Origin of the sequence: Pseudomonas sp. CBC3, assembly GCF_037967085.1 — a bacterium.
Classification (GTDB): Bacteria; Pseudomonadota; Gammaproteobacteria; order Pseudomonadales; family Pseudomonadaceae; genus Stutzerimonas.
The window spans coordinates 1-19,115 of sequence record NZ_JBANEO010000007.1 but is presented as its reverse complement, the minus strand read 5'-3'; the positions used below and the strand labels follow the sequence as shown (position 1 = coordinate 19,115).

Annotated in this window: 31 protein-coding genes; 1 reads left to right on the top strand and 30 read right to left on the bottom strand. The window is 57.3% G+C overall.

Features of this window, described 5'->3' with window-relative positions; translation table 11 throughout:
• Positions 1–132: 132 nt before the first annotated feature.
• On the top strand, positions 133–2,979 hold the full coding sequence (gene uvrA, locus V6943_RS19585; RefSeq protein ID WP_340555117.1) for an excinuclease ABC subunit UvrA: 2,847 nt from the start codon (positions 133–135) through the stop codon (positions 2,977–2,979).
• Positions 2,980–3,067: 88 nt separating this feature from the next.
• Here uvrA and V6943_RS19580 read toward each other — a convergent pair whose 3' ends face one another.
• The 30 genes from V6943_RS19580 to V6943_RS19435 all read right to left on the bottom strand — a co-directional run.
• A complete protein-coding gene (locus V6943_RS19580) occupies positions 3,068–4,528 on the bottom strand; it encodes a catalase (protein WP_340555116.1) in 1,461 nt (486 codons plus the stop codon).
• A 182-nt stretch (positions 4,529–4,710) separates the two neighbouring features.
• Complete coding sequence (rplQ, locus tag V6943_RS19575; protein ID WP_340555115.1) at positions 4,711–5,097, bottom strand: 50S ribosomal protein L17; 387 nt, start codon at positions 5,095–5,097, stop codon at positions 4,711–4,713.
• A gap of 45 nt (positions 5,098–5,142) precedes the next feature.
• Positions 5,143–6,144: a DNA-directed RNA polymerase subunit alpha gene (locus V6943_RS19570; protein WP_019339960.1), complete on the bottom strand. Its 1,002-nt coding sequence runs from the start codon at positions 6,142–6,144 to the stop codon at positions 5,143–5,145.
• Positions 6,145–6,166: 22 nt separating this feature from the next.
• Positions 6,167–6,787, bottom strand: a complete 621-nt coding sequence (gene rpsD / locus V6943_RS19565; protein WP_131651928.1) for a 30S ribosomal protein S4 — start codon at positions 6,785–6,787, stop codon at positions 6,167–6,169.
• Between the two features lie 17 nt (positions 6,788–6,804).
• Complete coding sequence (gene rpsK / locus V6943_RS19560; protein ID WP_014854207.1) at positions 6,805–7,194, bottom strand: 30S ribosomal protein S11; 390 nt, start codon at positions 7,192–7,194, stop codon at positions 6,805–6,807.
• Positions 7,195–7,213: 19 nt separating this feature from the next.
• Positions 7,214–7,570 (bottom strand): 30S ribosomal protein S13, encoded by a 357-nt coding sequence (gene rpsM / locus V6943_RS19555; RefSeq protein WP_014854208.1) that lies wholly within the window; start codon positions 7,568–7,570, stop codon positions 7,214–7,216.
• A 131-nt stretch (positions 7,571–7,701) separates the two neighbouring features.
• Entirely contained in the window at positions 7,702–7,818 is a 117-nt protein-coding gene (gene rpmJ / locus V6943_RS19550; protein ID WP_021209367.1) for a 50S ribosomal protein L36, read from the bottom strand.
• Between the two features lie 29 nt (positions 7,819–7,847).
• A complete protein-coding gene (gene secY, locus V6943_RS19545; protein ID WP_131651929.1) occupies positions 7,848–9,176 on the bottom strand; it encodes a preprotein translocase subunit SecY in 1,329 nt (442 codons plus the stop codon).
• Entirely contained in the window at positions 9,177–9,611 is a 435-nt protein-coding gene (rplO, locus tag V6943_RS19540; RefSeq protein ID WP_045160597.1) for a 50S ribosomal protein L15, read from the bottom strand.
• Between the two features lie 3 nt (positions 9,612–9,614).
• A complete protein-coding gene (rpmD, locus tag V6943_RS19535) occupies positions 9,615–9,794 on the bottom strand; it encodes a 50S ribosomal protein L30 (RefSeq protein WP_003281818.1) in 180 nt (59 codons plus the stop codon).
• A gap of 2 nt (positions 9,795–9,796) precedes the next feature.
• Positions 9,797–10,297 (bottom strand): 30S ribosomal protein S5, encoded by a 501-nt coding sequence (gene rpsE / locus V6943_RS19530; protein ID WP_019339966.1) that lies wholly within the window; start codon positions 10,295–10,297, stop codon positions 9,797–9,799.
• 3 nt (positions 10,298–10,300) lie between these two features.
• Positions 10,301–10,651: a 50S ribosomal protein L18 gene (rplR, locus tag V6943_RS19525; RefSeq protein ID WP_131651930.1), complete on the bottom strand. Its 351-nt coding sequence runs from the start codon at positions 10,649–10,651 to the stop codon at positions 10,301–10,303.
• Between the two features lie 10 nt (positions 10,652–10,661).
• Positions 10,662–11,195, bottom strand: a complete 534-nt coding sequence (gene rplF / locus V6943_RS19520; protein ID WP_019339968.1) for a 50S ribosomal protein L6 — start codon at positions 11,193–11,195, stop codon at positions 10,662–10,664.
• Between the two features lie 12 nt (positions 11,196–11,207).
• Positions 11,208–11,600: a 30S ribosomal protein S8 gene (gene rpsH / locus V6943_RS19515; RefSeq protein ID WP_003281824.1), complete on the bottom strand. Its 393-nt coding sequence runs from the start codon at positions 11,598–11,600 to the stop codon at positions 11,208–11,210.
• Between the two features lie 184 nt (positions 11,601–11,784).
• Positions 11,785–12,090, bottom strand: a complete 306-nt coding sequence (gene rpsN, locus V6943_RS19510; protein WP_131651931.1) for a 30S ribosomal protein S14 — start codon at positions 12,088–12,090, stop codon at positions 11,785–11,787.
• 12 nt (positions 12,091–12,102) lie between these two features.
• Positions 12,103–12,642, bottom strand: coding sequence for a 50S ribosomal protein L5 (gene rplE / locus V6943_RS19505; protein WP_131651932.1), 540 nt, complete (start codon positions 12,640–12,642; stop codon positions 12,103–12,105).
• Positions 12,643–12,661: 19 nt separating this feature from the next.
• Complete coding sequence (rplX, locus tag V6943_RS19500; protein WP_131651933.1) at positions 12,662–12,976, bottom strand: 50S ribosomal protein L24; 315 nt, start codon at positions 12,974–12,976, stop codon at positions 12,662–12,664.
• A gap of 11 nt (positions 12,977–12,987) precedes the next feature.
• Entirely contained in the window at positions 12,988–13,356 is a 369-nt protein-coding gene (gene rplN, locus V6943_RS19495) for a 50S ribosomal protein L14 (protein WP_014854220.1), read from the bottom strand.
• 23 nt (positions 13,357–13,379) lie between these two features.
• Entirely contained in the window at positions 13,380–13,646 is a 267-nt protein-coding gene (gene rpsQ / locus V6943_RS19490) for a 30S ribosomal protein S17 (protein WP_014854221.1), read from the bottom strand.
• Positions 13,647–13,648: 2 nt separating this feature from the next.
• Positions 13,649–13,840: a 50S ribosomal protein L29 gene (rpmC, locus tag V6943_RS19485; RefSeq protein WP_003289209.1), complete on the bottom strand. Its 192-nt coding sequence runs from the start codon at positions 13,838–13,840 to the stop codon at positions 13,649–13,651.
• Complete coding sequence (rplP, locus tag V6943_RS19480; protein WP_014854222.1) at positions 13,840–14,253, bottom strand: 50S ribosomal protein L16; 414 nt, start codon at positions 14,251–14,253, stop codon at positions 13,840–13,842. The genes rpmC and rplP overlap by 1 nt, the downstream gene beginning before the upstream one ends.
• 12 nt (positions 14,254–14,265) lie before the next feature.
• Positions 14,266–14,952 carry a 30S ribosomal protein S3 gene (gene rpsC, locus V6943_RS19475; RefSeq protein WP_131651934.1) on the bottom strand — a complete coding sequence of 229 codons (687 nt, stop codon included), beginning with the start codon at positions 14,950–14,952 and terminating at the stop codon, positions 14,266–14,268.
• A gap of 13 nt (positions 14,953–14,965) precedes the next feature.
• Positions 14,966–15,298 carry a 50S ribosomal protein L22 gene (gene rplV, locus V6943_RS19470; RefSeq protein WP_131651935.1) on the bottom strand — a complete coding sequence of 111 codons (333 nt, stop codon included), beginning with the start codon at positions 15,296–15,298 and terminating at the stop codon, positions 14,966–14,968.
• Positions 15,299–15,311: 13 nt separating this feature from the next.
• Entirely contained in the window at positions 15,312–15,587 is a 276-nt protein-coding gene (gene rpsS / locus V6943_RS19465; RefSeq protein WP_014854225.1) for a 30S ribosomal protein S19, read from the bottom strand.
• A gap of 16 nt (positions 15,588–15,603) precedes the next feature.
• Positions 15,604–16,425, bottom strand: a complete 822-nt coding sequence (gene rplB / locus V6943_RS19460; RefSeq protein WP_131651936.1) for a 50S ribosomal protein L2 — start codon at positions 16,423–16,425, stop codon at positions 15,604–15,606.
• A gap of 14 nt (positions 16,426–16,439) precedes the next feature.
• A complete protein-coding gene (gene rplW, locus V6943_RS19455) occupies positions 16,440–16,739 on the bottom strand; it encodes a 50S ribosomal protein L23 (protein ID WP_021209378.1) in 300 nt (99 codons plus the stop codon).
• Positions 16,736–17,338 (bottom strand): 50S ribosomal protein L4, encoded by a 603-nt coding sequence (gene rplD, locus V6943_RS19450; RefSeq protein ID WP_131651937.1) that lies wholly within the window; start codon positions 17,336–17,338, stop codon positions 16,736–16,738. Before rplD ends, rplW begins: the two co-directional genes overlap by 4 nt.
• Before the next feature lie 12 nt (positions 17,339–17,350).
• Positions 17,351–17,986, bottom strand: coding sequence for a 50S ribosomal protein L3 (rplC, locus tag V6943_RS19445; RefSeq protein WP_131651938.1), 636 nt, complete (start codon positions 17,984–17,986; stop codon positions 17,351–17,353).
• A gap of 81 nt (positions 17,987–18,067) precedes the next feature.
• Entirely contained in the window at positions 18,068–18,379 is a 312-nt protein-coding gene (gene rpsJ / locus V6943_RS19440) for a 30S ribosomal protein S10 (RefSeq protein ID WP_003186070.1), read from the bottom strand.
• A gap of 149 nt (positions 18,380–18,528) precedes the next feature.
• Positions 18,529–19,115, bottom strand: a 587-nt coding sequence (locus V6943_RS19435) for an EF-Tu C-terminal domain-related protein (protein WP_340555114.1), incomplete at its 5' end; no start/stop codon positions are given.

Here is a 19,115-nt window from a genome sequence, read left to right as displayed (position 1 = left end):
GTGGGGTCTCGCCTGAATGAACCGGCGGCGATTCTAACAGCCATCCCGCGGTTCGGCACAGGCTGGCTACTTTGCCGCTGTGTCGCACCTGGCCGTATAATTTCGGGTTTTCGCCCGCGACGCGAGGCTGCTTTGGACAAGATTCTGATTCGTGGGGCTCGTACCCATAACCTAAAAAACATCGACCTGACCCTGCCACGCGACAAGCTGATCGTGATCACGGGTCTGTCGGGTTCCGGCAAATCCTCGCTGGCCTTCGATACGCTTTATGCCGAAGGTCAGCGGCGCTATGTCGAATCGCTCTCGGCGTACGCCCGGCAATTTCTATCGATGATGGAAAAGCCCGACGTCGACACCATCGAAGGCCTCTCCCCGGCCATCTCCATCGAGCAGAAGTCGACTTCCCACAATCCCCGGTCGACCGTCGGCACCATTACCGAGATCTACGATTACCTGCGCTTGCTCTATGCACGCGTCGGTACGCCGCGCTGTCCGGATCACGATGCACCGCTGGAAGCCCAGACGGTCAGCCAGATGGTCGATCAGGTGCTGGCACTACCGGAAGGCCGCAAGCTGATGCTGCTCGCCCCCGTCATTCGCGAACGCAAGGGCGAGCATCTGGCGGTGTTCGATGAGCTGCGCGCGCAGGGCTTCGTACGGGCGAGGATCAACGGGCGGCTCTACGAACTCGATGAACTGCCGAAACTCGATAAGCAAAAGAAGCACTCCATCGATGTCGTGGTGGATCGTTTCAAAGTGCGCAGCGACTTGCAGCAGCGTCTCGCCGAATCCTTCGAGACGGCACTCAAGCTCGCCGATGGCATCGCCCTGGTCGCCTCGATGGACGACGAGAGTGACACTGAGGAAATGATTTTCTCAGCCCGCTTCGCCTGCCCAATTTGCGGGCATTCGATCAGCGAGCTCGAGCCCAAGCTGTTCTCGTTCAACAACCCGGCCGGCGCATGCCCGACCTGCGACGGCCTGGGCGTCAAACAGTTCTTCGATGCCAAACGCCTGGTCAATGGCGAGCTGACCCTGGCTGAGGGCGCCATTCGCGGCTGGGATCGGCGCAACGTCTATTACTTCCAGATGCTCGGCTCGCTCGCATCGCATTATGGTTTCAGTCTTGACGAGCCATTCGACTCCCTGCCGGCGGAGCAGCAGAAAGTCGTCTTGCGCGGCAGTGGAAAGGAGAATGTGGACTTCCGCTATCTGAACGACCGCGGCGATATCGTCAAACGCTCTCACCCCTTCGAGGGGATCATCCCCAACCTCGAGCGCCGCTACCGTGAAACCGAATCCAATTCGGTACGTGAAGAACTGGGCAAATATCTCAGTACTCAGCCCTGCCCGGAATGCTGCGGCACCCGCCTGCGTCGCGAAGCACGCCATGTATGGGTCGGGGACAAGACCCTGCCGGCGGTGACTGGCCTGCCGATCGGCGATGCCACCGAGTATTTCGGTGACCTCTCGCTCACCGGACGTCGCGGTGAGATCGCCGACAAGATTCTCAAGGAGATTCGCGAACGGCTGCAGTTCCTGGTCAACGTAGGCCTCGACTACCTGACGCTGGACCGCAGCGCCGACACCCTGTCCGGCGGCGAAGCTCAGCGCATCCGCCTGGCCAGCCAGATCGGTGCCGGTCTGGTCGGGGTCATGTACATCCTCGACGAACCCTCTATCGGCCTCCATCAGCGCGACAATGAACGCCTGCTCGGCACCCTGCGTCACCTGCGCGACATCGGCAATACGGTGATTGTCGTCGAGCATGATGAAGACGCCATACGCCTCGCCGACTACGTGGTCGACATAGGCCCCGGCGCCGGCGTGCATGGTGGACAGATCGTGGCGCAAGGCACGCCGGACGAGGTAATGAACAATCCCGTCTCGCTGACCGGCGGCTATCTTTCCGGCCGGGTAAATATTCTCTACCCCGCGCAACGCACCCCTCGCGATACGAGCAAGCTGCTCAGGCTCAAGGGCGCACGCGGCAACAATCTGCGCAACGTCGATCTAGAAATTCCAGTCGGCCTGCTCACCTGTATCACTGGAGTATCCGGGTCGGGCAAGTCGACGCTGATCAACAACACACTCTTTCCGATCACCGCCACGGCCTTGAACGGCGCGACGACGCTCGAGGTGGCACCCCATGATTCGTTCGATGGCCTGCAGCATCTGGACAAGGTCGTGGACATCGATCAGAGCCCGATAGGACGCACACCACGCTCTAACCCGGCGACCTATACCGGACTGTTCACGCCGATCCGCGAACTGTTTGCCGGCGTGCCAGAAGCTCGCTCGCGTGGCTACGGTCCTGGACGCTTCTCCTTCAACGTCAAGGGCGGACGCTGCGAAGCCTGTCAGGGCGACGGCGTAATCAAGGTGGAGATGCACTTCCTACCGGACATCTACGTGCCCTGTGATGTGTGCAAGGGCAAGCGCTACAACCGCGAAACGCTGGAAGTGAAGTACAAAGGCAAAAGCATTACCGAAGTGCTGGATATGACCATCGAAGAGGCGCGGGAATTCTTCGATCCGGTGCCAGCCGTCGCACGCAAGCTGCAGACGCTAATCGATGTGGGGCTGTCCTACATCAAGCTCGGACAGAGCGCGACCACCCTATCAGGAGGCGAGGCACAACGGGTCAAGCTGTCGCGCGAGCTGTCCAAACGGGATACCGGCAAGACGCTGTACATCCTCGACGAGCCCACCACGGGGTTGCACTTCGCCGATATCCAGCAGTTGCTGGATGTGTTGCACCGCCTTCGCGATCACGGCAATACGGTGGTAGTCATCGAGCACAATCTGGACGTGATCAAGACGGCGGACTGGCTGGTGGATCTCGGCCCCGAAGGGGGCTCGAAAGGCGGTCAGATCATCGCTACGGGCACCCCCGAAAACGTTGCCGAGATGCCGCAGTCGCATACCGGTCACTTTCTTAAGCCGTTGCTTGAGCGTGATCAAGCCCGGCATAAATGAACGCTACAGGTTTGCCCCGGGCCCTATCGTAAATCCGACCCGATACGAAAGCCCGCAGCATGCTGCGGGCTATTTCGTCACAGAAGGCTTAAGCCAGCGCTTCCTCGACAGGGAGGTCCAACGCCTTGGCGATACCGGTACCGTAGGCTGGATCAGCCAAGTAGCAGTGCTTGATATGCCGCAGCTTGATATGCCGTGCCGCATCCCCCATCGCCCGCGCTGTGTTCTCGAATAGACGCTGCTGCTCGTCCGCCTCCATCAACCGGAACAGATCGCCTGGCTGAGTGAAGTAGTCCGCATCGTCCAACCGGTAATCGTAACGGGCGGCGGCGCCTTCGAGCGCCAACGGCGGCTCGCTGAAGTCTGGCTGCTCACGCCATTCCCCGTAAGTGTTCGGCTGGTAATGCAAGCGACCACCGTGGTTGCCATCGATCCGCATCGCGCCATCGCGATGGAAGCTGTGCACTGGGCAGCGCGGCGCGTTCACCGGGATCTGGTGGTGGTTGACGCCCAAGCGGTAGCGCTGCGCATCGCCGTAGGAAAACAGGCGCCCCTGAAGCATGCGGTCCGGCGAGAAGCTGATGCCCGGCACCACGTTCGCGGGCGTGAATGCCGCCTGCTCCACATCCTGGAAGTAATTGTCGGCGTTGCGGTTGAGCTCGTAGTAACCCACTTCGATCAGCGGGTAATCCTTCTTCGACCAGACCTTAGTCAGATCGAACGGATGGAAACGATAGCTTGCCGCCTCAGCTTCGGACATTACTTGTACGTACATGGTCCAGCGAGGGAAATCGCCACGCTCGATTGCCTCGAACAGGTCACGCTGAGAGCTTTCACGATCGCCAGCAACGATAGCTGCTGCTTCGGCGTCGGTGAGGTTCTTGATGCCCTGCTGGGTTTTGAAATGGAACTTGACCCAGTACCGCTGGTGATCGGCGCTGATAAAGCTGTAGGTGTGCGAGCCGAAACCATGCATGTGCCGGTAGGAGGCCGGTATCCCACGGTCGCCCATCACATAGGTAATCTGGTGCAGCGCCTCCGGCAGGCCGGTCCAGAAGTCCCAATTATTGTTGGCACTACGCATGTTGGTGCGCGGGTCGCGCTTGACCGCATGGTTCAGATCGGGGAATTTCAGTGGATCGCGGAAAAAGAACACTGGCGTGTTGTTGCCGACCATGTCCCAGTTGCCTTGCTCGGTGTAGAACTTCAGGGCATAGCCGCGGATGTCACGTTCGGCATCGGCAGCACCGCGCTCGCCGGCAACGGTAGAGAACCGCGCAAACATCGGTGTCTTTTTGCCCACTTCCGAGAAAATTACCGCCTTGGTGTAGCGGGTAATGTCATGAGTAACAACGAACTCACCAAAGGCGCCAGAGCCTTTGGCATGCATACGCCGCTCAGGGATCACTTCACGATCGAAATGTGCGAGCTTCTCTAGAAACCACACGTCCTGCAGCAACATGGGACCGCGCGGACCGGCGGTCATGGAATTCTGGTTTTCGGCTACCGGGGCACCGGCGACGGTAGTGAGTTTGGGCTGATCGGTCATGGCTACTACTCCGTGGCAATTCGAGAACTATCCAGTGTCGGTCACGTCACCGGCTGGTTGAGTGCCATCATATGAATCGCAACCAATACACTCTAATGATCAAGATCAACGCTACCGATAGCCAAAATCTTTAGACGAAAAAAAACCGAGCCTGAAGGCTCGGTTTTCTTGACGAAGCTAGCTTACTCAGCTGCTTCGATTTCTCCGGTAACCGGACGGTCAACCAGCTCCACATAAGCCATGGGCGCATTGTCCCCAGCGCGGAAACCGCACTTGAGAATACGCAGGTAACCACCCTGGCGGGTGGCATAACGCGGACCCAGGTCATTGAACAGTTTGCCAACGATAGCCTTCGAGCGAGTACGGTCGAAAGCCAGGCGACGGTTGGCGACGCTGTCTTCCTTGGCCAGGGTGATCAGCGGCTCGGCAACGCGACGCAGTTCCTTGGCCTTAGGCAGGGTTGTTTTGATCAGTTCGTGCTCGAACAGCGACACCGCCATGTTCTGGAACATGGCCTTGCGGTGTGCGCTTGTGCGGCTGAGATGACGGCCACTTTTACGATGACGCATGATTGAAATTCCTTACCAAACGATCAGTTCGGTGACTATGGGCGATCAGGCCGTAGCCTTATCGTCCTTCTTGAGACTTGCCGGCGGCCAATTGTCGAGACGCATGCCCAGGGACAGACCACGAGAGGCCAGAACGTCTTTGATTTCGGTCAGAGACTTCTTGCCCAAGTTCGGCGTTTTCAACAGCTCGACTTCGGTGCGCTGAATCAGATCACCGATGTAGTAGATGTTTTCTGCTTTGAGGCAGTTGGCCGAACGAACGGTCAGCTCCAGATCATCAACCGGACGCAGCAGGATCGGATCGATCTCGTCTTCCTGCTCAACTACTACCGGCTCGCTGTCTCCCTTGAGGTCGACAAATGCGGCCAGCTGCTGCTGCAGAATAGTCGCGGCACGACGGATCGCCTCTTCGGGATCCAAAGTGCCATTGGTTTCCAGGTCAATGACCAGCTTGTCCAGGTTGGTACGCTGCTCGACACGAGCGTTTTCGACCACATAAGCCACGCGACGGACCGGGCTGAAGGTGGCGTCGAGCTGCAGACGACCGATGCTACGGCTTTCGTCCTCGTCGCTCTGACGCGCATCAGCAGGCTCGTAACCACGGCCGCGAGCGACCTTGAGCTTCATGTTGATCGAACCATTAGCCGCCAGGTTGGCGATCAGATGATCGCCATTGACGATTTCGACATCGTGATCCAGCTGGATATCGGCAGCGGTAACAGCGCCCGCGCCCTTCTTCACCAGGCTCAAGGTCACTTCATCACGGCCGTGCAGCTTGATGGCGATACCTTTGAGATTGAGCAGGATTTCAATGACATCTTCCTGCACGCCCTCGATAGCGCTGTACTCGTGGAGCACACCGTCGATCTCAGCCTCGACCACAGCACAGCCGGGCATGGAGGACAACAGAATACGACGCAGCGCGTTGCCCAGGGTATGGCCGAAACCACGCTCGAGAGGTTCGAGCGTGATCTTGGCACGGGTCGGACTGACCACCTGCACATCGATATGGCGGGGGGTCAGGAACTCATTTACCGAAATCTGCATGGATACACCTATTTTCTAGCCCTTACTTGGAGTAGAGCTCGACAATCAGGTTTTCGTTGATGTCGGCGGACAGATCACTGCGAGCCGGAACATTCTTGAAAACGCCGGATTTCTTGTCGGCATCTACTTCGACCCACTCAACACGACCGCGCTGTACGCACAGTTCCAGGGCTTGGGCGATACGCAGCTGGTTACGGCACTTCTCGCGAACGGCAACCACGTCACCAGCTTTGACCTGGTAGGACGGAACGTTCACGGTCTTGCCATTTACACTGATTGCCTTGTGGGAAACCAGCTGACGCGATTCAGCACGAGTAGAGCCGAAGCCCATTCGGTAAACCACGTTATCCAGACGGCACTCCAGCAGTTGCAGCAAATTCTCGCCGGTAGCGCCCTTGCGGCTAGCCGCTTCCTTGTAGTAACCGCTGAACTGGCGCTCGAGCACGCCATAGATACGACGGACCTTCTGCTTTTCACGCAGCTGAGTACCGTAATCAGACAGACGTCCACGGCGCTGGCCGTGAACACCTGGCGGGGTTTCAATGTTGCATTTCGATTCGAGCGCGCGCGCACCACTCTTCAGAAAGAGATCGGTGCCTTCACGACGAGACAGTTTGCACTTGGGACCAATATAACGAGCCATTCTTCACTGTCTCCTGATTACACGCGACGCTTCTTCGGCGGACGGCACCCGTTATGCGGGATCGGCGTCACGTCGGTGATGCTGGCGATTTTATAACCACAACCGTTCAAAGCACGAACAGCGGATTCACGACCCGGGCCTGGACCTTTGACGTTGACATCAAGGTTCTTGAGACCATATTCCAGAGCGGCCTGACCGGCGCGCTCAGCAGCTACCTGAGCAGCGAACGGGGTGCTTTTACGCGAACCACGGAAGCCCGAGCCACCGGAAGTAGCCCAGGACAATGCGTTGCCCTGGCGATCGGTGATCGTGATGATGGTGTTATTGAAAGACGCATGGATATGGGCGATGCCATCAACCACTGTCTTTTTGACTTTTTTACGAGGACGAGCAGCAGGTTTTGCCATTACTTAAATTCCTACGCGATTACTTGCGGATCGGCTTGCGCGGGCCCTTACGGGTGCGGGCGTTGGTCTTGGTACGCTGACCGCGCACCGGCAGACCACGACGATGACGCAGGCCGCGGTAGCAACCTAGGTCCATCAAGCGCTTGATCTTCATGTTGACTTCGCGACGCAGATCACCCTCAACGATGAACTTTGCCACTTCGCCGCGCAGCAGTTCGACCTGCTCGTCGGAGAGATCTTTGATTTTCGCTGCCGGGTTTACGCCGGTAGCTGCGCAGATAGTCTGCGCGCGAGTGCGACCAACACCATAGATGTAGGTCAGCGAGATAACAGTGTGCTTGTTATCTGGAATGTTTACGCCTGCAATACGGGCCATTCAGTGAAACTCCAATTGACAGCTACCCAACGCCCCGGAAGCCAAGAAAAGGGCGCGAGATACTAACGCTGTAATAACAAATAATCAACCCGGCAGCGCACTAGCTACCGGGCTCGAGCCTTAGCTCACAATCAGCCTTGGCGCTGCTTGTGACGCGGTTCTGCACTGCAGATCACCCGAATGACGCCTTCGCGACGGACGATTTTGCAGTTGCGGCACAGTTTTTTGACCGATGCACGAACTTTCATGACAACTCCTGGAACCTTACGAACTACCTTCAGCGGAGCATTCCGCTGCCATAGCCCTTCAGGTTGGCTTTTTTCATCAGGGAATCGTACTGGTGAGACATGAGGTGCGACTGCACTTGAGACATGAAGTCCATTACAACCACGACCACAATCAGCAACGATGTCCCGCCAAGGTAGAACGGCACATTTGCAGCAACCACAAGGAACTGAGGCAGCAAGCATACAGCCGTCATGTACAGGGCGCCGAACATGGTCAAGCGAGTCAATACGCCATCAATATAGCGCGCCGACTGCTCGCCAGGCCGAATCCCCGGGATAAACGCACCGGACTTCTTCAGATTTTCCGCAACATCTTTCGGATTGAACATCAATGCCGTGTAGAAGAAGCAGAAGAAGATGATACCGGCGCTGAACAACAGGATATTCAACGGCTGACCAGGAGCGATCGACTGAGAAATATCAGCCAACCAACCCATGCTCTCCGACTGACCGAACCACTGTCCCAGCGAAGCCGGGAACAGCAGAATGCTACTGGCGAAGATGGCCGGAATAACTCCAGCCATGTTGACCTTCAGCGGCAGGTGGCTCGTCTGCGCAGCAAAGACCTTACGACCCTGCTGACGCTTGGCATAGTGCACGGCGATACGCCGCTGCCCACGCTCGATGAAGACCACAAAACCGATGATGGCAACAGCCACCAGCCCAACAGCCAGCAGCGCGATGATATTCACATCACCCTGCCGCGCGGACTCGAAGGACTGCCCCAGCGCACCCGGAAGACCCGCAACGATACCTGCAAAGATCAACATCGAAATGCCGTTACCGACACCCCGCTCGGTGATCTGCTCGCCCAGCCACATCATGAACATCGCACCAGCCACAAAGGTGGTGATTGCCACGAAGTAGAAGCCGAAGTCATTGCTGAATGCGACTCCCTGTCCGGCGAGGCCGACCGACATGCCAATAGCCTGCACCACGGCAAGCACCAGCGTACCGTAACGCGTGTACTGGCTGATCTTGCGGCGACCGGCCTCACCCTCTTTCTTCAACTGCTCCAACTGAGGGCTGACGGCGGTCATGAGCTGCATGATGATCGACGCCGAAATGTACGGCATGATCCCCAACGCAAAGATACTCATGCGCTCCAGCGCACCACCGGAAAACATATTGAACAGGCTAAGGATGGTCCCTTCGTTCTGACGGAACAGCTCGGCCAACCTGTCGGGATTGATACCCGGCACCGGGATATGCGCTCCAATCCGATAGACGATGATCGCCATCAGCAGAAAACGCAGACGAGCCCAGAGTTCGGACAGCCCGCCGTTACTCAGAGCGGAGAGAGCACCTTGCTTAGCCATTTATTCCTCGAACTTGCCGCCAGCTGCTTCGATAGCCGCACGCGCACCTTTAGTGGCGGCGATGCCCTTCAGAGTTACCGCACGACCAACCTCGCCCGACAGCATGACTTTTACACGCTGAACGTTCTGATTGATGATGTCGGCATCCTTGAGGCTCTGCAGAGTAACTACGTCGCCCTGAACCTTTGCCAGTTCGGATGTACGCACCTCGGCGCGATCCATGGCTTTCAGCGAGACGAAGCCGAACTTCGGCAGACGGCGGTGCAACGGCTGCTGGCCGCCCTCGAACCCGGGAGCGATCTTGCCGCCGGAGCGGGAAGTCTGACCTTTGTGACCACGGCCACCGGTCTTGCCGAGGCCGCTGCCGATACCACGGCCCGGACGCAGCTTTTCGCGACGGGCGCCCGGCGCAGAACGCAGATCGTTCAGTTGCATGGCTTAGCCCTCCACACGGAGCATGTAGTAAGCCTTGTTGATCATGCCGCGGTTTTCAGGAGTGTCCTGAACCTCAACGGTATGACCAATGCGACGCAGGCCGAGACCCTTGACGCAAAGCTTGTGATTAGGAATACGACCGCTGACGCTTTTGATCAGCGTGACCTTGACGGTGTTAGCCATGATCAGGAAATCTCCTCAACGCTCTTGCCACGCTTGGCAGCGATCGACTCAGGCGACTGCATGGCTTTCAGACCTTTGAACGTAGCGTGAACCACGTTGACCGGGTTGGTAGAGCCGTAGCACTTGGCCAAGACGTTCTGCACGCCAGCGACTTCAAGAATGGCGCGCATTGCACCACCGGCGATGACACCGGTACCTTCCGAAGCAGGCTGCATGTAAACCTTGGAGGCGCCATGCGCGGCCTTGGTCGCGTACTGCAGGGTAGTACCGTTCAGGTCAACCTGGATCATGTTGCGGCGAGCCGCTTCCATGGCCTTCTGAATGGCAGCCGGCACTTCGCGGGACTTGCCACGACCGAAACCTACGCGACCTTTACCATCACCTACTACAGTCAGTGCGGTGAAGGTGAAGATGCGACCACCTTTTACTGTCTTGGCGACGCGGTTAACTTGAACCAGCTTCTCAATGTAGCCTTCGTCGCGCTTTTGCTCGTTATATGCCATAACTTAGAACTCCAGCCCGCCTTCACGAGCAGCATCAGCCAGTGCCTTGACACGACCATGGTACTTGAAGCCAGAACGGTCGAACGCCACCTGGGTGACACCTGCGGCCTTAGCACGCTCAGCGACCAGCTGACCAACTTTCTTGGCAGCGTCGACGTTGCCGGTGGCACCGCCGCGCAGTTCTTTGTCGAGAGTCGAGGCACTGGCCAGGACCTTGCCGCCGTCGGCCGAAAGGACCTGGGCGTAGATGTGCTGGGAAGAGCGGTACACACAAAGGCGTACGACTTCCAGCTCGCGCATCTTCAGGCGTGCCTTGCGAGCGCGACGCAGACGAGTAACTTTCTTTACGCTCATTTGCTATGCCCTACTTCTTCTTAGCTTCTTTACGACGGACCACTTCGTCCGAGTAACGTACGCCTTTGCCCTTGTAAGGCTCAGGGCGACGGAAGTCACGGATTTCAGCAGCCACCTGACCGACCAGTTGCTTATCGACACCCTTGATCAGGATATCGGTCTGGCTGGGGGTCTCAGCGGTAACGCCTTGCGGCAGCTCATATTCCACCGGGTGCGAGAAGCCGAGAGCCAGGGACAGCACTTGACCTTTGGCTTGCGCCTTGTAACCAACACCAACCAGCTGAAGCTTGCGCTCGAAGCCTTGGCTGACGCCAATCACCATGTTGTTAACCAGCGCACGGGTGGTACCGGCCATGGCACGGTTCTGCTGATCGCCATTACGCGCAGCAAAACGGAGCTCACCAGCCTCATGGATCACTTCCACAGAGGAGTGTACGTTCAGTTCAAGAGCGCCCTTGGCACCCTTCACCGAAAGCTGCTGGCCAGACATGTTGAATTCAACACCAGCGGGCAGCTTGACGGGGTTCTTAGCAACGCGAGACATGCTTATCCCCCCTTAGAACACTGTGCAGAGCACTTCGCCGCCAACGCCAGCAGCGCGAGCAGCACGATCAGTCATCACACCTTTATTGGTGGACACGATCGAAACACCCAGACCGCCACGAACTTTCGGCAACTGATCAACGGATTTGTACTGGCGAAGGCCAGGACGGCTTACGCGCTTCAGCTCTTCGATAACCGGACGACCTTCGAAGTACTTCAGCTCGATAGACAGCTGCGGCTTGGCATCGCTGCTGACGTTGTATCCTGCGATATAGCCTTCACCTTGAAGAACGTTGGCTACAGCCACCTTCAAAGTGGAAGACGGCATGCTTACGACGGACTTTTCGGCCATCTGGGCATTACGGATACGAGTTAGCATGTCCGCTAACGGGTCCTGCATACTCATGGGCTCTTGGCTCCTAATTCTAAAAAATAAGCCCGCGAGGGCTCGTGTCGCCTACTAGATGAACGCGCCTCGAAAGGCGTGAGTCGGGCGAGCCGGACATTCTAGAGACAGTCCAGAAACGAATCAAGCCCCATGAGGGGCTTGATTCGATAGCGGCAGTTCCGGTAGCAATGCCGGAACCTCGTTACCAGCTGGCTTTTACCAGGCCCGGTACGTCGCCACGCATTGCGGCCTGACGCAACATGCTGCGCGCAAGACCAAACTTGCGATACACACCATGCGGACGACCCGTCAGACGGCAACGATTGCGCAGACGCGAAGCGCTGGCATCACGCGGCTGCTTCTGCAGGGCGACCTGGGCCTCCCAACGCGCCTCAGGAGACGACTCGGGATTAGCGATGACAGCTTTCAGCGCTGCACGCTTCTGGGCGTACTTAGCAACCGTTTGCTGACGCTTCAGCTCACGGTTCTTCATGCTTTGCTTAGCCATTTCCTACTCCTATCAGTTACGGAACGGGAAGTTGAAAGCACGCAGCAGCGCGCGCCCCTCTTCGTCCGTCCGAGCAGTAGTGGTCAGCGTAATGTCCAGACCACGCAGGGCATCGATCTTGTCGTAATCGATTTCCGGGAAGATGATCTGCTCTTTTACACCCATGCTGTAGTTGCCACGACCATCGAAGGACTTGGCATTCAGGCCGCGGAAATCGCGAACCCGAGGCAGGGAAATGGCGAGCAGACGATCCAGGAATTCATACATGCGATCATTGCGCAGCGTGACCTTGACACCGATCGGCCAGCCTTCACGAACCTTAAAGCCCGCAATGGATTTCCGAGCGTGGGTCACCACGACCTTCTGACCGGTGATCTTCTCCAGGTCGGCAACTGCGTTATCGATGATTTTCTTATCACCGATCGCTTCGCCGATACCCATATTCAGGGTGATCTTGGTGATGCGCGGAACTTCCATCACGTTGCCAAGCTGAAGCTCTTCTTTCAGCTTGGGAGCGATTTGCTTCCGATAAACTTCTTTTAGTCGTGCCATGGTTATCTACCTAGCAGTCTCAAGCTTCAACCGGCTTTTGGGTCGACTTGAAGACACGAATTTTCTTGCCGTCTTCAATCTTGAAGCCAACGCGATCAGCCTTGTTGGTTTCACCATTGAAAATAGCGACGTTAGAGGCGTGCAGAGGCGCCTCTTTCTCGACGATACCGCCCTGAACGCCCGACATTGGGTTCGGCTTGGTATGACGCTTTACGAGGTTGATGCCACCAACGACCAAGCGGTCGTCAGCGAGAACCCGAAGCACCTTACCGCGCTTGCCCTTGTCCTTGCCGGCGATGACGATGATCTCGTCGTTGCGACGAATCTTTTGCATGCGGCTACTCCTTAGAGCACTTCAGGCGCGAGCGAGACGATTTTCATGAACTTCTCGTTACGAAGCTCACGCGTCACCGGCCCGAAAATACGGGTACCGATAGGCTCTTGCTTGTTGTTCAGCAGAACAGCAGCGTTGCCATCGAAGCGAATGATGGAACCGTCCGGACGACGAACACCGTGACGGGTACGGACCACAACAGCGGTCATCACCTGGCCTTTCTTGACCTTGCCACGCGGAATCGCTTCCTTGACGGTAACCTTGATGATGTCACCGATGCCGGCATAACGGCGGTGTGAACCGCCCAGGACCTTGATACACATGACACGACGAGCGCCACTGTTGTCCGCCACATCGAGCATTGATTGAGTCTGAATCATATAATTTCTCCGACCCCTAGCCCTTAGACTTCGACGGCACGTTCAACGACATCAACCAGCATCCAGCACTTGGTCTTCGCCAGAGGACGAGTCTCGCGAATCGTGACTTTGTCACCGATACGGCACTGGTTGGTTTCGTCGTGTGCGTGCAGTTTGGTCGAACGCTTCACGTATTTACCGTAGATCGGGTGCTTGACGCGACGCTCGATCAATACGGTGATGGTTTTGTCCATTTTGTCGCTGACGACGCGGCCAGTCAGCGTGCGGACAGTCTTTTCAACTTCAGCCATGATCACTTACCTGCCTGCTGGTTGAGCACAGTCTTGACACGAGCGATGTCGCGCTTGACTTGTGAGAGCAGGTGAGACTGCCCCAACTGGCCAGTTGCTTTCTGCATACGCAGATTGAACTGGTCGCGCAGCAGCTCGAGCAACTGCTCGTTCAGCTGCTGAGCGGATTTTTCACGAAGCTCATTCGCTTTCATCACATCACCGTCCGCTTAACAAAGGAGGTGGCGAGCGGCAGCTTTGCAGCAGCCAGGGCGAAAGCCTCACGCGCCAGCTCTTCGGAAACACCCTCGATCTCGTAGAGCACCTTGCCCGGTTGAATCTGGGCTACCCAGTACTCGACGTTACCCTTACCTTTACCCATCCGGACTTCCAGAGGCTTCTTGGTGACAGGCTTGTCGGGGAACACGCGGATCCAGATCTTGCCGCCACGCTTGACGTGACGAGTCAGCGCACGACGTGCGGACTCGATCTGGCGGGCAGTCAGACGACCACGGGAAACAGACTTCAGAGCGAACTCGCCGAAGCTGACCTTGCTACCGCGCTGAGCCAGACCACGATTGTGGCCAGTCATCTGCTTGCGGAATTTTGTACGCTTTGGTTGCAACATTTGGCGTACTCCTTACTTGGCAGCTTTTTTACGAGGCGCAGGCGCTTGCGGCTTGAGTTCTTCGTGGCGGCCACCAATGACCTCACCCTTGAAGATCCAGACCTTGACGCCGATCACACCGTAAGTGGTGTGTGCTTCGTAGGTGTTGTAGTCGATATCGGCACGCAGGGTGTGCAGCGGCACACGACCTTCCCGATACCATTCCGTACGGGCGATTTCAGCCCCACCCAGACGACCGCTCACCTGGATCTTGATGCCTTTGGCACCAATGCGGATCGCGTTCTGTACGGCGCGCTTCATGGCGCGACGGAACATCACACGACGCTCCAGCTGCTGAGCAACGTTCTGTGCTACCAGCATTGCATCGAGCTCCGGCTTGCGGATTTCTTCGATGTTGATGTGCACAGGCACACCCATTTGCTTGGTCAGGTCCTGACGCAGCTTCTCTACATCCTCACCCTTCTTGCCGATCACGATGCCGGGACGAGCGGTGTGGATGGTGATGCGTGCTGTCTGAGCCGGGCGATGGATATCGATACGGCTTACGGACGCGCTTTTTAATTTGTCTTGGAGGTACTCGCGCACGTTCAGATCTGCAAGCAGATAATCGGCGTACGTACGACCGTCTGCGTACCAGACGGAGGTGTGCTCCTTGACGATTCCCAGGCGAATGCCAGTGGGATGTACTTTCTGACCCATCTGATCGACTCCGTTACTTGTCCGCAACCTTGACAGTGATATGGCAAGACCGCTTGACGATGCGATCAGCGCGGCCTTTGGCACGCGGCATGATGCGCTTAAGCGAACGCCCTTCGTTGACGAAAACAGTGGAAACCTTCAGGTCGTCCACGTCAGCGCCTTCGTTGTGCTCGGCGTTGGCCACGGCCGACTCCAGCACTTTCTTCATGATCTCGGCGGCTTTCTTACTGCTGAAAGCCAACAGGTTGAGCGCTTCGCCCACCCCTTTCCCGCGGATCTGGTCGGCGACCAGGCGGGCTTTCTGGGCGGAGATGCGAGCGCCCGACAACTTAGCGGCTACTTCCATCTTTCCTTACCCCTTAGCGCTTGCCTTTCTTGTCCGCTACGTGCCCGCGATAGGTGCGGGTACCAGCGAACTCGCCGAGTTTATGACCGACCATGTCTTCGTTCACGAGAACGGGGACGTGTTGGCGACCGTTATGCACAGCGATGGTCAGACCGACCATTTGCGGCAGGATCATCGAACGACGCGACCAGGTTTTCACCGGCTTGCGATCATTCTTTTCCGCTGCCACCTCGACCTTCTTCAGTAGGTGAAGATCGATAAAAGGACCTTTTTTCAGAGAACGTGGCACTGTCGTATCCCTCTAGTTACTTGCGGCGACGGACGATCATGTTATCGGTGCGCTTGTTCGAGCGAGTCTTCGCGCCCTTAGTCGGGAAGCCCCACGGCGACACCGGATGACGACCACCAGAGGTACGACCTTCACCACCACCATGCGGGTGATCGACCGGGTTCATCGCCACACCGCGAACGGTCGGACGAACGCCACGCCAGCGCTTGGCACCGGCTTTACCCAGCGAACGCAGGCTATGCTCGGCGTTCGATACCTCACCCAGAGTGGCGCGGCATTCAGCCAGCACCTTGCGTGTTTCGCCGGAGCGAAGACGCAGCGTCACGTATGCACCCTCACGCGCCACCAACTGAGCCGACGCACCAGCGGAACGAGCGATCTGGGCACCTTTGCCCGGCTTCAGCTCCACACCGTGGATGGTAGAACCCAGCGGAATGTTGCGCAGCGGCAGGCTGTTACCAGCCTTGATTGGCGCATTGATGCCAGACACCAACTGATCGCCAGCACTTACGCCCTTGGGGGCGATGATGTAGCGGCGCTCGCCGTCGGCATACTTCAGCAACGCAATGTGCGCAGTACGGTTCGGATCGTATTCGATGCGCTCAACGACAGCGGGAATGCCATCCTTATTGCGACGAAAATCGACCAGACGGTAATGCTGCTTGTGACCACCACCAACGTGACGAGTGGTGATACGGCCGTTGTTGTTACGGCCGCCGGACTTTGACTTCTTCTCGAGCAGCGGAGCATAAGGAGCGCCTTTGTGCAGCTCCTGACCGACCACCTTGACCACAAAACGGCGGCCTGCGGAAGTCGGTTTGCATTTAACGATTGCCATGATGCACCCCTTCCTTACTCAGCGTTGCCGGAGAAATCGAGATCCTGGCCCGGCTGAAGCGCAATGTATGCCTTCTTCCAGTCGTTGCGCTTGCCCAGACCGCGAGCGGTACGCTTGGTCTTACCCTGAACATTCAGGGTACTGACCTTGGCGACCTTCACGTTGAACAGGCTTTCGACGGCCTTCTTGATTTCCAGCTTGGTTGCATCAGTAGCAACCTTGAAAACGAACTGGCTCTTGCTGTCAGCCAGCATGGTTGCCTTCTCGGAGACGTGCGGACCAAGCAGGACTTTGAATACGCGTTCCTGGTTCATCCCAGCAGCTCCTCGAATTTCTTCACAGCCGACACGGTGATCAACACCTTGTCATAGGCGATCAGGCTGACTGGATCGGAACCTTGAACGTCACGAACATCGACGTGCGGCAGGTTGCGAGCCGCCAAATACAGGTTCTGATCGACAGCATCGGAAACGATCAGTACGTCATTCAGACCCATACCAGTCAGCTTGTTAGCAAGCAGCTTGGTCTTAGGGCTGTCGACGGCGAAATCTTCAACGACTACCAGACGCTCGGAACGAACCAACTCGGAAAGAATGGAGCGTAGCGCTGCGCGGTACATCTTCTTGTTGAGTTTCTGCTCATGGTTCTGCGGACGAGCTGCGAAAGTTACACCGCCGCCACGCCAGATCGGTCCACGCGAAGTACCGGCACGTGCACGGCCAGTGCCCTTCTGGCGCCAGGGACGCTTGCCGCCACCGGACACATCGGAGCGAGTCTTTTGCTGCTTACTACCCTGACGGCCGCCAGCCATGTAGGCGACGACTGCTTGGTGCACCAGCGTCTCGTTGAACTCACCACCAAAGGTACGCTCGGAGACTTCTATGGCTTGTGCGCCATTAACATTCAATTGCATGTGAACTCCCCCTTACCCGCGAGCCTTGGCGGCCGGACGCACGATCACGTCACCACCAGTGGCGCCGGGCACTGCGCCCTTGACCAATAGCAAGTTACGCTCGGCATCGACACGCACGATTTCCAGGGACTGCACGGTTACGCGCTCGGCGCCCATGTGCCCGGACATCTTCTTGCCCTTGAAAACACGACCCGGAGTCTGGCACTGGCCAATCGAACCCGGAACGCGGTGGGATACGGAGTTACCGTGTGTATTGTCCTGACCACGGAAGTTCCAGCGCTTGATGGTGCCGGCAAAGCCTTTACCCTTGGACTGACCGGTGACATCCACCATCTGTCCAGCCTGAAAAATCTCGGCATTGATCTGATCGCCCGCCTGGAACTCTTCGCCATCGAGGCGGAATTCCCAGACCCCACGACCGGCAGCGACATTCGCCTTAGCGAAGTGACCAGCCTGAGCCTTGGAGACACGCGAGGCGCGACGCTCGCCGACAGTGACCTGCACGGCGCGATAGCCATCGCTCTCTTCATTCTTGAACTGGGTGACACGATTCGGCTCGATCTCAATGACCGTAACCGGAACAGAGACACCATCTTCGGTGAAAATGCGGGTCATGCCGCACTTACGACCGACTACACCAATAGTCATATTGTAACCTCTTGAGTGTACGGGGCTTTCACCCGCTATGGCCGCCCATTTCAGAGCGTTACACGACTAAAACTCAAGGTTTTAGCCGAGGCTGATCTGCACTTCCACGCCAGCCGCAAGATCAAGCTTCATCAGCGCATCGACGGTTTTGTCGGTTGGCTGAACAATGTCCAGCACACGCTTATGAGTGCGGATCTCGTACTGGTCGCGCGCGTCCTTGTTGACGTGCGGAGAAACCAGAACGGTGAACCGCTCTTTGCGGGTCGGCAGTGGTATCGGACCACGCACCTGAGCACCAGTACGTTTCGCGGTTTCCACGATTTCCTGGGTTGATTGATCGATCAGGCGATGGTCAAAAGCCTTCAACCGAATACGGATTTGTTGGTTTTGCATTTTGACCTCAGACTCCAATTAGCCATCCCTACCAAACGCAATACGCCCGGTAAAAGGAGGCGCAATTGTACGGATGCGTCCAGGGGGTGTCAATAAATGATCAATAATAGAAAAAGGGCCCCAGGGGGCCCTTTTTTACCACCGATTGATTATTCGATGATCTTGGCAACCACGCCGGCACCAACGGTACGACCACCTTCGCGAATCGCGAAGCGCAGGCCGTCTTCCATGGCGATCGGAGCGATCAGGGTGACAACCATCTTGATGTTGTCGCCCGGCATGACCATTTCCACGCCTTCCGGCAGCTCGCAGTTACCGGTTACGTCAGTAGTACGGAAGTAGAACTGCGGACGGTAGCCCTTGAAGAACGGAGTGTGGCGACCGCCTTCTTCCTTGCTCAGCACGTACACTTCGCCTTCGAACTTAGTGTGCGGCTTGATGGTGCCCGGCTTGGCCAGAACCTGACCACGCTCGACATCATCACGCTTGGTGCCGCGCAGCAGCACGCCAACGTTCTCACCAGCACGACCTTCGTCTAGCAGCTTGCGGAACATTTCAACGCCGGTGCAGGTAGTCTTGGTCGTGGCACGGATACCAACGATCTCGATTTCTTCCTGGACCTTGACGATGCCACGCTCGACACGACCAGTAACAACGGTACCGCGGCCAGAGATCGAGAACACGTCTTCGATCGGCATCAGGAACGGCTTGTCGATGGCACGCTCAGGCTCGGGGA

Excerpts from the sequence above, each read along its gene's own strand:
- V6943_RS19580 (WP_340555116.1), bottom strand. The coding sequence starts at position 4,528 with ATGACCGATCAGCCCAAACTCACTACCGTCGCCGGTGCCCCGGTAGCC.
- rplQ (WP_340555115.1), bottom strand. The coding sequence starts at position 5,097 with ATGCGTCATCGTAAAAGTGGCCGTCATCTCAGCCGCACAAGCGCACAC.
- V6943_RS19570 (WP_019339960.1), bottom strand. The coding sequence starts at position 6,144 with ATGCAGATTTCGGTAAATGAGTTCCTGACCCCCCGCCATATCGATGTG.
- rpsD (WP_131651928.1), bottom strand. The coding sequence starts at position 6,787 with ATGGCTCGTTATATTGGTCCCAAGTGCAAACTGTCTCGTCGTGAAGGC.
- rpsK (WP_014854207.1), bottom strand. The coding sequence starts at position 7,194 with ATGGCAAAACCTGCTGCTCGTCCTCGTAAAAAAGTCAAAAAGACAGTG.
- rpsM (WP_014854208.1), bottom strand. The coding sequence starts at position 7,570 with ATGGCCCGTATTGCAGGCGTAAACATTCCAGATAACAAGCACACTGTT.
- rpmJ (WP_021209367.1), bottom strand. The coding sequence starts at position 7,818 with ATGAAAGTTCGTGCATCGGTCAAAAAACTGTGCCGCAACTGCAAAATC.
- secY (WP_131651929.1), bottom strand. The coding sequence starts at position 9,176 with ATGGCTAAGCAAGGTGCTCTCTCCGCTCTGAGTAACGGCGGGCTGTCC.
- rplO (WP_045160597.1), bottom strand. The coding sequence starts at position 9,611 with ATGCAACTGAACGATCTGCGTTCTGCGCCGGGCGCCCGTCGCGAAAAG.
- rpmD (WP_003281818.1), bottom strand. The coding sequence starts at position 9,794 with ATGGCTAACACCGTCAAGGTCACGCTGATCAAAAGCGTCAGCGGTCGT.
- rpsE (WP_019339966.1), bottom strand. The coding sequence starts at position 10,297 with ATGGCATATAACGAGCAAAAGCGCGACGAAGGCTACATTGAGAAGCTG.
- rplR (WP_131651930.1), bottom strand. The coding sequence starts at position 10,651 with ATGAGCGTAAAGAAAGTTACTCGTCTGCGTCGCGCTCGCAAGGCACGC.
- rplF (WP_019339968.1), bottom strand. The coding sequence starts at position 11,195 with ATGTCTCGCGTTGCTAAGAACCCCGTCAAGCTGCCCGCTGGTGTTGAA.
- rpsH (WP_003281824.1), bottom strand. The coding sequence starts at position 11,600 with ATGAGTATGCAGGACCCGTTAGCGGACATGCTAACTCGTATCCGTAAT.
- rpsN (WP_131651931.1), bottom strand. The coding sequence starts at position 12,090 with ATGGCTAAGCAAAGCATGAAGAACCGTGAGCTGAAGCGTCAGCAAACG.
- rplE (WP_131651932.1), bottom strand. The coding sequence starts at position 12,642 with ATGGCACGACTAAAAGAAGTTTATCGGAAGCAAATCGCTCCCAAGCTG.
- rplX (WP_131651933.1), bottom strand. The coding sequence starts at position 12,976 with ATGCAAAAGATTCGTCGCAACGACGAGATCATCGTCATCGCCGGCAAG.
- rplN (WP_014854220.1), bottom strand. The coding sequence starts at position 13,356 with ATGATTCAGACTCAATCAATGCTCGATGTGGCGGACAACAGTGGCGCT.
- rpsQ (WP_014854221.1), bottom strand. The coding sequence starts at position 13,646 with ATGGCTGAAGTTGAAAAGACTGTCCGCACGCTGACTGGCCGCGTCGTC.
- rpmC (WP_003289209.1), bottom strand. The coding sequence starts at position 13,840 with ATGAAAGCGAATGAGCTTCGTGAAAAATCCGCTCAGCAGCTGAACGAG.
- rplP (WP_014854222.1), bottom strand. The coding sequence starts at position 14,253 with ATGTTGCAACCAAAGCGTACAAAATTCCGCAAGCAGATGACTGGCCAC.
- rpsC (WP_131651934.1), bottom strand. The coding sequence starts at position 14,952 with ATGGGTCAGAAAGTACATCCCACTGGCATTCGCCTGGGAATCGTCAAG.
- rplV (WP_131651935.1), bottom strand. The coding sequence starts at position 15,298 with ATGGAAGTAGCCGCTAAGTTGTCGGGCGCTCGCATCTCCGCCCAGAAA.
- rplB (WP_131651936.1), bottom strand. The coding sequence starts at position 16,425 with ATGGCAATCGTTAAATGCAAACCGACTTCCGCAGGCCGCCGTTTTGTG.
- rplW (WP_021209378.1), bottom strand. The coding sequence starts at position 16,739 with ATGAACCAGGAACGCGTATTCAAAGTCCTGCTTGGTCCGCACGTCTCC.
- rplD (WP_131651937.1), bottom strand. The coding sequence starts at position 17,338 with ATGCAATTGAATGTTAATGGCGCACAAGCCATAGAAGTCTCCGAGCGT.
- rplC (WP_131651938.1), bottom strand. The coding sequence starts at position 17,986 with ATGACTATTGGTGTAGTCGGTCGTAAGTGCGGCATGACCCGCATTTTC.
- rpsJ (WP_003186070.1), bottom strand. The coding sequence starts at position 18,379 with ATGCAAAACCAACAAATCCGTATTCGGTTGAAGGCTTTTGACCATCGC.